Genomic DNA, 11,995 nt, shown 5'->3' on the forward strand with positions numbered 1-11,995 from the left:
TTTCTGAAGATGGATTGAAAAAGCATTTTTTATAATTTACGGTTCGCAGACACCTCATTTATTTAAGAAATGCACGGTAAATCGGCTAAAGTTTCTGCCGTAGACACCCCATTTTCAAGTGAAATGAATTGCAATCTTTTTTTAAAATGAAATTGTTTATTTTTTAAAACAGTATATGCTCTTTCGGAGACACCCCGTTTCGAAAATGAAACAAATTATCTGGTTATGTGTAAATTTCATTGTCCAACTTGGACACCCCATTTCATGATGACTTCACTATGTTGTTGTACTCATCAATTGGTGGTTGCTTTTTCAATGTGTTCCTTCTTCACTAATTATGATGTCCGCTTTTGTAAAAATATATGCCAAGAAATTTAAATTTTTTTTTAAGACATCGATACTATGTAGTACAGCGCCATTTTTGGTAAGATGAATGTAGAATGAATACTAATGAAGAAAGTGGTGTCGTATGAGCGAGTTATTGCGTGTAGAAAATGTTACAGGGGGATATACGAAACGACCTGTACTGCAAAATGTTTCGTTCTCTGTTAATAAAGGCGAACTTGTCGGCTTGATCGGTTTAAATGGGGCTGGGAAAAGTACGACAATTAAACATATCATCGGTTTAATGGAACCGAAAAAAGGAACTGTCACAATTAATGGGAAAACAATTCGTGATGATATGACAGCGTACCGTTCTAGTTTCTCCTTCATTCCAGAAACGCCAGTATTATATGATGAGTTAACGTTAGAAGAGCATTTGAAATTAACAGCGATGGCGTACGGTGTAGATGAAAAACAATATGAAGAACGCGTAGGACAACTATTACAAGAGTTTCGCATGAAAAATCGTTTGAAATGGTTTCCGTCTCATTTCTCAAAAGGGATGAAACAAAAAGTGATGATTATGAGTGCATTTTTAGTTGAACCATCACTTTACATTGTGGACGAACCTTTCGTTGGGCTTGATCCGTTAGCGATTCAATCACTTCTTCAAATGATGGATCAAATGAAAAAGAGTGGTGCGGGCATCTTAATGAGTACACATATTTTAGCGACAGCAGAGCGCTATTGTGATTCATTCATTATTTTGCATCAAGGTGAAGTGAGAGCGATGGGAACATTATCAGAACTTCAATCCGGGTTTAATATGCCTGGTGCAACGCTTGATGATATTTATATTGCATTAACGAAGGAAGAAGATTATGAATAGCACAGCGTTATGGAAAGAACGATTTCGGCACTTTCTAAAAGAAGTTCGTACATATAGTAAATACGTATTTAATGATCATTTGAAATTTATTTTCGTATTTATCATCGGCGCAGGAGCGTATTATTACCAGCAATGGTTACAAACGTTAACACCTTCGTTTCCGACAGCGATTGTTATGGCAGTCTTACTTGGTCTTGTATTAACAGCTGGTTCAATCCAAACGTTATTAAAAGAAGCAGACCTCGTGTATTTACTGCCAGTTGAAGAAAAGTTAAAGCCTTATTTTACGAAGGCATTTCTTTTTACGTTTATGATTCAGTTATACATAATCGCAATGGTAGCAGCTGCGCTTGCCCCGTTATATTTCCAGCAAATGAAACAAACAGGTGCCAATTACATATGGATTGTAATTGCGTTTGTCATTGTAAAAGCGTGGAATTTATTCGTAGCGTGGGAAAAATCATTTTTAACAGATCAAAATGTACAAAGAGCGGATTGGTTTATTCGTTTTATTTTAAACGGCTTATTTGTGTACGTCCTTGTAGAACGTACTTCAGTCATTTTTACAGGTGTAATTGTCTTTCTTATGGCGCTATACCTTGCTGTTATGCATCAAAAGGTGAAGGGAAAGCCGCTAAACTGGGAGTATTTAATTTCTGAAGAAGGTAAAAAAATGATGCTGCTGTACCGCATTGCGAATATGTTCGTTGATGTACCAGCGTTAAAAGAGAGAGTATCACGTAGGAAATGGCTTGATTTCATTCTTTCGATGATTGGTGAGAAACGTACATATTTATACTTATATACGAGAACATTTTTAAGATCGGGTAACTATTTCGGATTATATATGCGTTTACTCGTTCTTGGGGGAATTATTCTTTACTTTATCCCATTTTTATATGGACGTTTTATCGTAAGCCTTGTTTTCTTATACTTAATCGGCTACCAGCTCTTAACCCTTTGGAAACATCACCGTATGAAAGTTTGGCTTGATTTATATCCGGTAGGGGGAGACGAGAAGAAGAGAGATTTCCTTACTTTATTAAATGCGATTCTTATCATTGGTAGCGTTGTATTTACAATTATATTTGCACTTGCGACGAAAGATTTCATAATGACCGGCATTTTATTTGTAGTAAGCATATTATTTAGTATTGGTTTCGTTTATCAATACGGTGCAAAGCGCATTGAGCGTTTAAACTGAAAGGAATGAACCTATGATTACATATGAAGAGAAGGTTATAAAAGAATTGGAGCAGTGGAAAGCTACATTCATGAAAGATTCTTCTATGATGACACGGTTCTCTAAAAAAGTGCAGGTGAAAGTGCAACAACTAGTGCCCGCGAAAGTGCAAAAGGTACTAACAGAAACGATTCGGATGATGGTGCAAACAATTAGCGCTGGATCAAACTTCATAAAACCGAAGCTAAAAGAAACGAACTGGTCACTGCAAAGAAGAGATGATGAAGTACGTAAAAAAATGGATGAGTACAAAAAAGTTGCAGCGGCAGAAGGGGCAGGAACAGGAGCAGGTGGTATTCTCCTTGGCCTTGCCGATTTCCCGTTATTACTTACTATTAAAATAAAGTTTTTATTTGATGCAGCAACATTGTACGGATTTGATACGAGTAAAAAAGAAGAGCGCCTTTTTATTCTTCACGTTTTCCAGCTTGCTTTTTCAAGTGACGATTACCGAAAAGAAGTATGGAAAGCGATTGAAACGTGGGATACAGAAGAAGAAAATCATATGGACTGGGAAAAGTTCCAAACAGAATACCGAGACTATATCGATTTAGCAAAAATGCTTCAACTCGTTCCAATCATCGGTGCCCCGGTTGGCGCATATGCGAATTATCAATTGTTGCAAAGGCTTGGGGAAGTGACGATGAATTGTTATCGTATGCGATTGCTTAATAGAAATTAATTTGGCTTTATAAAAAAGAAGGCATCCTAAATGTGTAATTTAGGATGTTTTTTTCTCTTTAGGGGTATCGCCCCATGACCATCAAGCTAAGGGTACCAAGAGGGTATATATGAGTGTGTGTTTTAAAATTTTTATGATTACACTAAAGATGCGCATAACAAATAAACCTATCAAATAGTTTTTTTGAAAAACATTATGCAACTTTGAAACTCTTTAACAACGTACAATCATACATAACACCTAGGATATTGAAGTGAAGTGAACCCGAATAGTGATACATGAAAAAAACACCTCCTGAATTCGCATACTAAGTATGCGAATTCAATGGAGGTGTTTTTTGGTTTGAAAACGAGAGTTTATTACCCAGAAGAAATAAAATGGAAAGTAATTGAGATGAAAAAGGATGGTTATTCAAATCGTACGATTATGGAGATACTCGGAATTAAAAATGTTTCCCAAATTAAGACATGGATGAAATGGTATCGTACAGATCAAACATATCGTTTTCAACAACCTGTAGGAAAACAATATTCTTATGGAAAAGGGTCAAAAGAGCTAAGTGAATTGGAACAGCTATGATTAGAAAATAAACATTTAAAAACAAAATTACTTGTATGGGGAAAGTATCTGGAAATCGAAAGGAGCTGAAACCGCATACCGTTATTACTCTTTGGTATGAATTAAAATCAAAAGTAACCGTACAAGAACTGTGTAAAGTATTAGAATTACCACGTTCCTCATTTTATCGCTGGTTACAGAAAGCCGAACGCCCTAAAAGCGAGATAGAAGAGAAAGTAAAGAAGATCTGCCTTAGGCATAAATTACGGTATGGATATCGAAGAGTGACCGCCACTCTTCGAAAAATGGGGCTATGTGTCAATCATAAAAAAGTATTACGGATTATGAAACAATATCATATACTCTCAAAAGTGCGTCGTAAGAAAAAGAAATATATCAATGGTGCTGAACCAGTCGTAGCCCCACATCGATTGGAACGTCAATTCGAATCATCAGCCCCAAATGAAAAGTGGTTTACCGATGTGACTTACCTATTATTTGGAGAGCGCACATTGTATTTATCAACGATTATGGATGCCTTTAATCGTGAAATTATTAGTTATGTTATCAGTGAATCACAAACTTTAACATTAGCGATGAAAACATTAAAACAAGCAATGCGAGGGAGAAAAGTAAAAGATATCATCCTTCACTCGGATCAAGGAAGTATTTATACCGTGAAGGAATTTCAAGCATATGCCAAAGAAAAAGGCATTATCACCAGCATGTCCCGGAGAGGAAATTGCCATGATGATGCCGTCATGGAAAGCTTCTTTGGTCATTTAAAAATGGTAAGGGTGTCTTTTCTTTTGCATAAAAAACAAGTCTAGAGTTCCCTTTATTATAGGAAGCTCGAGCATTAAACCCACTGATAAAAGGAAACCCAAAGGGCATACTAGGATTATATTTAAAATGGGAGGATATAAATTTGAGTACAATAGAAAATGCATTATCTATCTTTGCCTTAGGCGGCTTGAATGAAATCGGGAAAAATATGTATGCAATCGAATATTCAAACGATATCGTGATTATCGACTGTGGCAATAAATTTCCAAATGAAAGTTTATTAGGAATTGATTTGATTATCCCTGATATAGCTTACTTAGTAGAAAATAAAGATAGAGTCAGAGCTTTAATTGTCACACATGGACATGAAGATCATATCGGGGGGATTCCGTTCTTCTTAAAAAAATTGAATGTACCCGTTTATGCCACACGCTTCACACTAGGATTAATTGAAATCAAATTAAAAGAACATAAACTTCTAAGAGAAAGTGAACTTATTGAAATCAACTCAAACTCTAACTTGACAATCGGAGAAATGAGTGTAAGTTTTTTCAAAGTGACCCATAGTATTCCTGATTGCTTGGGAATAGTCTTTCACACACCAGAGGGTAATATTGTACATACAGGGGACTTCAAGTTCGATTTAACCCCTGCGAATAATGAGAATTCGGATATTCATAAAATGGCTGCAATCGGCAAAGAAGGGGTCTTGCTTCTATTATCTGAGAGTACCAATGCAGAGCGTCCTGGTTTGACCCCATCGGAACAAATAGTAGGTGAACATGTGGAGGCAGCTTTCATGAAAGCCGAACGCAAAATTATTCTTTCTACCTTTGCTTCAAATATTAGTCGTGTTCAGCAAGTCGTGAATGCAGCACAAAAAACAAATCGAAAAATTGCGTTGCTGGGACGAAGTATGGTTAATGTCATAGCGGTTGCTATGGAACGTGGTTATTTAACAGTTCCAGATGGAATGTTAATTGACCCACATGAAATCAATGAAATGGCTCCTGAAAGGGTGGCCATTTTATGCACGGGGAGTCAAGGAGAACCAATGGCTGCTCTTGCTCGCCTGTCCACTGGAAACTTTCGCGGTGTCGACATTTTACCTGAAGATACGGTTATCTTTGCAGCAGGTCCAATACCCGGGAATGAACGAAATATCACGAGTATCGTAGACAACTTATTTACACTTGGAGCCAAAGTGATTTATGGATCAGGAAGTACATCCGGAATGCATGTTTCTGGCCATGGTTATCAAGAAGATTTAAAACTAATGCTTACATTAATGAAACCAAAATATTTTATTCCCATTCACGGTGAATTTAGAATGCTACACCATCACCGTTTGTTAGCTGAATCTGTTGGAGTAGAACAAGGAAACACGTTTATTATCAATAATGGTGATGTCGTCGATATTGAACATACCATTGCCCGTCAGACCCGGAAAATACCGGTGGGGAATACCTACATAGACGGTGGGGATTTCGATAATATTGGGGAAATTGTGTTACGAGATCGCAAACAACTTTCAGAGGATGGGATGCTCATGATTATTTTAACTATGAGCAAAGCGGAAGGAACGCTGATTTCTGACCCCGATATCATTTCTCGTGGATTTATGGATAGAGATTTCTCGGAACTCCGAAAAGACGTTAATCAACTTACTATAAAAACTGTTAACGAGCTACAAGAAGCAAATAGAAACTCATGGACTGTAATGAAAAAACAAATAAAAAAATCAATACGACAATATGTATATACACATACTAAGAAAAAGCCAATGATTGTTCCTATACTTATTGAAATTTAATAGAGGGCAGTTTTTAAAAAAATAAATGAATTGATCTTCAACAATTGGGCGCTATTGTTGAATAAAACTTAGATTTTCAAACGACTTTATTGTTATATTTTTAAGTACAGTGAAGTATCTTATGTCGAAAATTAAACGACTATATTTTAACCCCGTCCTAAATTTAGAACGGGGTTATGCTTGTTTTAGGTTTTAAAATTAAATAACTTTATTATCTTTTTACAGCTGGCGTGTTGATGGTAAGTTCCATTATTACATTTGTTTTAAGATTGGTGATTGCATCGTATTTTAGTAAGAAAAAGTGATTGAGATAGTTCTTAATCACTTTTTTGTTATTTCTATTCATATTTTTAAGTCTTTTACCAATAATATACAGATGAGGTAAATTTGGTTATAAAGTTACTTGAGCTTACTTTACTGTATTTAGGGGTGCAAAATATGAAAGTATCAATATTTATTACTTGTGTTGCAGATGTTTTTTATCCAGAAGTAGGGAAAGATGTTGTGGAAATTCTTGAAGATTTAGGGTGTGAAGTTGATTTTCCTAAAAATCAAACTTGCTGCGGACAACCTGCTTATAATAGCGGGTATGTGAAAGAAACAAAAACAGCTGCAAAACATATGATTGAAGCCTTTGCTAGTTCAGAATATGTTGTGGCACCATCGGGGTCTTGCGCTATGATGGTTCACGAGTTTTCTAGCTTATTTTCTGAAAGTGAAGCGGAGTGGAAGAAAAAAGCTACTGAACTTGGAAATAAAACATATGAATTCACACAATTTCTTGTTGAAGTATTAGGGAAAGAAGATTTAGGTGCGGAGCTTCATAAAAAAGCAACGGTTCATACATCTTGTCATATGAGCCGATTAATGGGGATTAAGGAACCACCGCAAAAACTATTAAAGTGTGTAAAGGGACTGGAAGTTGTTTCATTGCCGCATAATTATGATTGTTGCGGATTTGGAGGGACATTCTCGGTAAAAATGCCAGAAATCTCTGAGCAAATGGTTGAAGAGAAAGTAAAGCATATTATGGAAACCGGTGCGGAATTGTTAATTGGGATGGATTGTAGCTGCTTAATGAATATAAAAGGACGTTTAACACGTAATGGTTATCCAATTGATGTAAAACATATCGCTCAAGTATTAAATGAAGATCGAAAACAAGGGGGGATATAGAGATGGGAATGAAAATTGGGAACGATCCCTTTCATAAGCGTACTGCAACAGGTATTGGGGATCAATTTATGCGACAGGCTGTCAGGAAAGCGCAAGATGGTCTGAGAGTCAAGAAATTAAAAGCTACTGAGAGTCTTGGGAACTGGGAAGAATGGCGAGCTTTAGGAGAAGAAATTCGAAAGCATACATTAGAAAACCTTGATTATTATTTATATGAGCTGAGTGAAAATATTGAGAAAAACGGTGGTTTCGTTTATTTCGCAAAGACTGCAGAAGACGCAAGGGAATATGTAAAAGAGATTGTAAAAAAGAAAAACGCGAAAAAAATTGTGAAATCAAAATCGATGGTAACGGAAGAGATTAGTTTAAATGAAGCGATTGAAGAAGCTGGAGCGGAAGTGTTAGAAACAGATCTTGCTGAATTTATTCTACAAGTGAACGACCACGATCCTCCATCACATATTGTTGTTCCGTGTCTTCACAAAGATAAAGAGCACATTTGTGAAATATTTAAAACAAAGTTAAATTACACTGGAACATCTGATCCTACGGAAATGGCGAGGTTTGTAAGATCGTATTTACGTGATGATTTTTTTGCAGCGGATATAGGGGTGACTGGATGTAACTTTGCTGTTGCAGAGTCGGGATCAATTTCTATCGTAGCAAACGAAGGAAATGCAAGACTTACTACGACACTTCCAAAAACGTTGATTACAGTTATGGGGATGGAACGTATTGTTCCAACATGGGAAGAGCTTGATGTATTAGTAACACTTCTATGCCGAAGTTCTGTAGGACAAAAGTTAACAAGTTATATTACAGGGTTAACTGAGCCTGGCGGAACAGATGGACCTGAGGAATTTCATTTAGTCATTGTTGATAATGGCCGTTCCGATATTGTAGGAACAGAATTCCAAAGTGTCCTCCAGTGCATTCGTTGCGCGGCATGTATTAATGTGTGTCCTGTATACAGGCATATTGGTGGGCATGCATATGGCTCTATTTATCCAGGACCAATTGGAGCTGTGTTGACACCGCTTTTAGGGGGATATGATGAATATAAGGATTTACCTTACGCATCTAGCCTTTGTGGTGCTTGTACAGAAGCGTGTCCAGTGAAAATCCCGTTACACGACTTATTAATTAAACACCGCAGCCGCATTGTAGAAGAAAAACAATCACCCGTAGCTTGGAACGTGGCTATGAAAGGTTTTGAAAAAGCGGTTAAGAGTCCTAGACTATTTTCTTTTGCAGCGAAGAGCGCTCCGTATGCATTAAAACCTCTTGCAAAAGGGGATAAGATCGAGCGTGGAATTGGACCGTTAAAAGCTTGGACGGATGCGAGAGATTTTCCAGTTCCGAAAAAACAACCGTTTCGAGAGTGGTTTGAAAAACACGAAAAGGAGAACAATGATGGCCATCCAAAATCGTGAGGAATTTTTACTCCAGTTATCAGAAAAGCTTGGTAGGAAACGTCCAGAAGCAGTGAAAAAACCGAACTGGTCTTTTTCCCCGCAGTGGGATGTTTTTGACGGACTGGCGCAAGATGAACTTGTATTAAAGTTAATAGAGCACTGCGAAGTGATTCATACAGAAGTAAAGCGAACAACAAAGGAAAATCTTGTTGAAACATTTCAATATTTAATAAAAGAATGGAATATCAAATCTGCTATGTATTCGAACGATGAGCGCTTTAATGAGTACGGTCTTACTTCATGTTTCAACAATGAAGGCACAACACATTTTCGTGCATGGGGATTAGGTGATAAAGAAGAGGACATAAAATTTGCGAAAGCTGCTGACCTTGGCATTACGTTCAGTGATATGACTCTGGCGGAATCAGGAACCGTTGTACTATTTAATGATGGGTTAAAAGGAAGGCATGTTAGTTTGCTTCCAGAGTCATATATTGCAATCGTTCCTAAAAGTACGATCGTACCAAGGTTAACCCAAGCTACAAAACTGATTCATGATCAAAGTAAAGCGGGAGAAAACTTGCCGGCTTGTGTGAACTTCGTTTCTGGTCCATCAAATAGCGCGGATATTGAAATGAACCTTGTCGTAGGTGTACACGGGCCAATTAGAACAGCGTATATTATTGTGGATGATCAATAATGATTTACGTGTGCGACAGAGCGCCCGCGCATACGAGTTGGAAATATAGATGAAACTTTTTCCCGTTTATCTAAATAGGAATTGATTTGTTTTATAAAAAAGACATCCTAATCACACATTTAGGATGTCTTTTTGTTCTAATGATTAATGTTTAAAAGGAAAATTTCAGATTGTCTTTTCAGCGTTTTAGGCTGAAATTAGTGGTAGAGATAGAACCGATATTATAATCATCTTTATAATCAATTGAAGTAGTAAATTTCTTATTTGTATCATCTTTGATATGACCCGTTATAAAAATAGTTTCGATATCATTAGAAGGAAATCTATGATTTGTAATAGTCACTTCTAAATTCTCTTTTTCTTTGAAATACTGAATGGTTTCTTCTGTTACTTTATTAACGATTTGTTGTTCAGTATTTTTTTGATCTATCGTACATCCTCCTAAAAGGATAAGTGTGAAAGTAAAGAATAATCTTATAGCATATTTTTTCACGAATAATCACTCCATGAATTTTGCGTTATATTCCTCTTAACTAAATTGTATATCCACAGAATATGGTGTGGCTGGGTATAAAGAAACGGGACTCCAAAGTAAAAAGGTTATTAGTTTTTAAGCTCTAAATTTTTGGAGTGAGACATAGATCTTATATGATATTCTCCTCCATCATATTCTGCGTCCATAGAAAAAATCTTATTTTTGTTATCTTTCACATGTCCGTTTATAAAAACTATTTGAAAATCATTGGGAGCATATAGGAATGATTTAGATGGAAATTATGGGAAGTGTTAGTATTTTAATTTTAAACTTTTACTTTTAGAAATTGAACCTATCGTGTATTTATCTCCGCTATATTGAATAGTTATATTAAATGTTTTGTCTCTATCATCTTTGACATGCCCAGAGATATAAATGGATTGTAGGTCTTTAGGACCAAACTCATGCCCAGTAATTACTACGTCCAAATCTTGCTTTTCCTTAAAGTATTTAATGGTTGTCGTTTTTGCTTCTTTTACTACTTTTTCTTCATTGTTTTTTTGATCCATAGTACATCCTCCTAAAAGGATAAGTGTAAAAATAAAGAATAATCTTATAGCATATTTTTTCACGAATAATCACTCCATGAATGTTGCGTTATATTCCTCTTCAATAAATTTTATATTCACTGAATATTGTGTGGTGAAGTATAAAGAAAAGGCACTCTAAAGTGCCAGGATTATTAGTTTTTAAGCTCTAAATTTTTGGTGGTTGAAATAGCGCCGATATGATAATTATTTGCGTATTCAACTGAAGCAGTAAATTCTTTAGTTTTATCATTAGTCACATAGCCTGATATAGAGATAGTTTGAAAGTCTTTTGGTCCAAATTCATGATCAGTAATTGTTACATCTAAGCCCTCTGTTTTTTTGAAATATTGAATGGTTTCTTCTTTTGCTTTATTAATGATTTCTTCCTCGGTATTATTTTCATTATTACAGCCTCCTAAGGTAGTAATAATGAAAATGAAAACTAAATAAAAAAACAATCTTTTATGCAACATAATTCTCCTCCAATCATTGGTTCCTAAATTAGGGATATATCAAATGTTGTAGAAGAGAAACTTTAAAATGTTTTAATAGGTTCAAATCAATCTAGGTTTTTAAGAATTATTTGAGGGGCTCCTTTTGAAAATAAAAATAGACACCTTATTGTTAGGTGCCCAAAAGTTTGATACATTGCTTCTAAATTTTTAATGTTAGAAGTTGAGCTTATTGAATATTGATCTCATCCTTTATATACATATGAAATAATTGGAATTAATATAAAGGGCCAACAAAAATATACTTTATTTTCATATTAATTTCAGTCATCATAACTAATACTTTCAACCTTATTTTTATAATTTATATCTGCAGTTATTTTACGGTTTGGATTATTTGTTACATGACCTGATACAAAAATCACCCAAAAATCTGAGGGGGCGAATTCCACTCTTGTCACTGTGACACCTAGCTTTTTATCTTCTTTAAAATGTTGGATTGCGATCTTTTCTGCTTTTTCTTTTAATGCTATTTCCTCATTTTTTTATCCATATTGTATTATTTTTTTAGAGAAAAATTCGTTGAAACAGAACCAACATTATAATTATTATTGTAATCTATTGTAGCAGTGAATTCCTTGCTTTCATCATCTTTGGTATGACCAGTTATGAAGACTGATTCTAGATCATTAGAAGGGAACCTGTAATCAGTAATAGTTACATCTAAATTTTGTTTCTCTTTAAAGTAATTAATTGTTTTTTCTGTTGCTTTATCTACTATTTGTTTTTCTTTATTATTTTCCTGCATATTACATCCCCCAATTATTGTACTTACAAAGATAAAAAAGACAAAAAAGGTAAATTTCCGGATTTTAATTCTCATGTTTATCCT

Annotated in this window: 11 protein-coding genes and 1 pseudogene; 8 read left to right on the forward strand and 4 right to left on the reverse strand. The window is 35.3% G+C overall.

The window, feature by feature from the left end; translation table 11 throughout:
- Positions 1–469: 469 nt before the first annotated feature.
- From ecsA to MKY70_RS05620, 8 genes and pseudogenes are all read left to right on the forward strand, one after another.
- The gene (gene ecsA / locus MKY70_RS05585) at positions 470–1,213 is read left to right on the forward strand and encodes an ABC transporter ATP-binding protein EcsA (protein ID WP_001292616.1); all 744 of its coding nucleotides are present in this window, start codon (positions 470–472) and stop codon (positions 1,211–1,213) included.
- Entirely contained in the window at positions 1,206–2,417 is a 1,212-nt protein-coding gene (locus tag MKY70_RS05590; protein ID WP_341023606.1) for an ABC transporter permease, read from the forward strand. The genes ecsA and MKY70_RS05590 overlap by 8 nt, the downstream gene beginning before the upstream one ends.
- A 13-nt stretch (positions 2,418–2,430) precedes the next feature.
- Positions 2,431–3,138 (forward strand): ecs operon protein EcsC, encoded by a 708-nt coding sequence (ecsC, locus tag MKY70_RS05595; protein ID WP_002011122.1) that lies wholly within the window; start codon positions 2,431–2,433, stop codon positions 3,136–3,138.
- Between the two features lie 342 nt (positions 3,139–3,480).
- A pseudogene (locus MKY70_RS05600) lies at positions 3,481–4,484 on the forward strand (IS3 family transposase); the annotation flags it as partial.
- Between the two features lie 140 nt (positions 4,485–4,624).
- Positions 4,625–6,295 (forward strand): ribonuclease J, encoded by a 1,671-nt coding sequence (locus MKY70_RS05605; RefSeq protein ID WP_341023608.1) that lies wholly within the window; start codon positions 4,625–4,627, stop codon positions 6,293–6,295.
- Between the two features lie 438 nt (positions 6,296–6,733).
- Positions 6,734–7,471, forward strand: coding sequence for a (Fe-S)-binding protein (locus MKY70_RS05610; protein WP_341023609.1), 738 nt, complete (start codon positions 6,734–6,736; stop codon positions 7,469–7,471).
- A gap of 2 nt (positions 7,472–7,473) precedes the next feature.
- Positions 7,474–8,904, forward strand: a complete 1,431-nt coding sequence (locus tag MKY70_RS05615) for a LutB/LldF family L-lactate oxidation iron-sulfur protein (protein ID WP_016119766.1) — start codon at positions 7,474–7,476, stop codon at positions 8,902–8,904.
- Positions 8,885–9,586, forward strand: a complete 702-nt coding sequence (locus tag MKY70_RS05620) for a LutC/YkgG family protein (protein WP_088292333.1) — start codon at positions 8,885–8,887, stop codon at positions 9,584–9,586. Before MKY70_RS05615 ends, MKY70_RS05620 begins: the two co-directional genes overlap by 20 nt.
- Before the next feature lie 178 nt (positions 9,587–9,764).
- On the opposite strand, the gene MKY70_RS05625 is transcribed toward MKY70_RS05620, so the two are convergent.
- From MKY70_RS05625 to MKY70_RS05640, 4 genes are all read right to left on the reverse strand, one after another.
- Positions 9,765–10,079 carry a DUF1433 domain-containing protein gene (locus MKY70_RS05625; RefSeq protein WP_341023611.1) on the reverse strand — a complete coding sequence of 105 codons (315 nt, stop codon included), beginning with the start codon at positions 10,077–10,079 and terminating at the stop codon, positions 9,765–9,767.
- 293 nt (positions 10,080–10,372) lie between these two features.
- Positions 10,373–10,630, reverse strand: a complete 258-nt coding sequence (locus MKY70_RS05630; RefSeq protein ID WP_044741092.1) for a hypothetical protein — start codon at positions 10,628–10,630, stop codon at positions 10,373–10,375.
- A gap of 173 nt (positions 10,631–10,803) precedes the next feature.
- Complete coding sequence (locus MKY70_RS05635) at positions 10,804–11,124, reverse strand: DUF1433 domain-containing protein (RefSeq protein ID WP_113769078.1); 321 nt, start codon at positions 11,122–11,124, stop codon at positions 10,804–10,806.
- Positions 11,125–11,662: 538 nt separating this feature from the next.
- The gene (locus tag MKY70_RS05640) at positions 11,663–11,986 is read right to left on the reverse strand and encodes a DUF1433 domain-containing protein (RefSeq protein WP_341023614.1); all 324 of its coding nucleotides are present in this window, start codon (positions 11,984–11,986) and stop codon (positions 11,663–11,665) included.
- Positions 11,987–11,995 lie beyond the last annotated feature (9 nt).

Source organism: Bacillus sp. FSL R9-9492 (assembly GCF_038007365.1).
GTDB classification, from domain to species: domain Bacteria; phylum Bacillota; class Bacilli; order Bacillales; family Bacillaceae_G; genus Bacillus_A; species Bacillus_A mycoides.

Excerpts from the sequence above, each read along its gene's own strand:
- ecsA (WP_001292616.1), top strand. The coding sequence starts at position 470 with ATGAGCGAGTTATTGCGTGTAGAAAATGTTACAGGGGGATATACGAAA.
- MKY70_RS05590 (WP_341023606.1), top strand. The coding sequence starts at position 1,206 with ATGAATAGCACAGCGTTATGGAAAGAACGATTTCGGCACTTTCTAAAA.
- ecsC (WP_002011122.1), top strand. The coding sequence starts at position 2,431 with ATGATTACATATGAAGAGAAGGTTATAAAAGAATTGGAGCAGTGGAAA.
- MKY70_RS05610 (WP_341023609.1), top strand. The coding sequence starts at position 6,734 with ATGAAAGTATCAATATTTATTACTTGTGTTGCAGATGTTTTTTATCCA.
- MKY70_RS05615 (WP_016119766.1), top strand. The coding sequence starts at position 7,474 with ATGGGAATGAAAATTGGGAACGATCCCTTTCATAAGCGTACTGCAACA.
- MKY70_RS05620 (WP_088292333.1), top strand. The coding sequence starts at position 8,885 with ATGGCCATCCAAAATCGTGAGGAATTTTTACTCCAGTTATCAGAAAAG.
- MKY70_RS05630 (WP_044741092.1), bottom strand. The coding sequence starts at position 10,630 with ATGGATCAAAAAAACAATGAAGAAAAAGTAGTAAAAGAAGCAAAAACG.
- MKY70_RS05635 (WP_113769078.1), bottom strand. The coding sequence starts at position 11,124 with ATGTTGCATAAAAGATTGTTTTTTTATTTAGTTTTCATTTTCATTATT.
- MKY70_RS05640 (WP_341023614.1), bottom strand. The coding sequence starts at position 11,986 with ATGAGAATTAAAATCCGGAAATTTACCTTTTTTGTCTTTTTTATCTTT.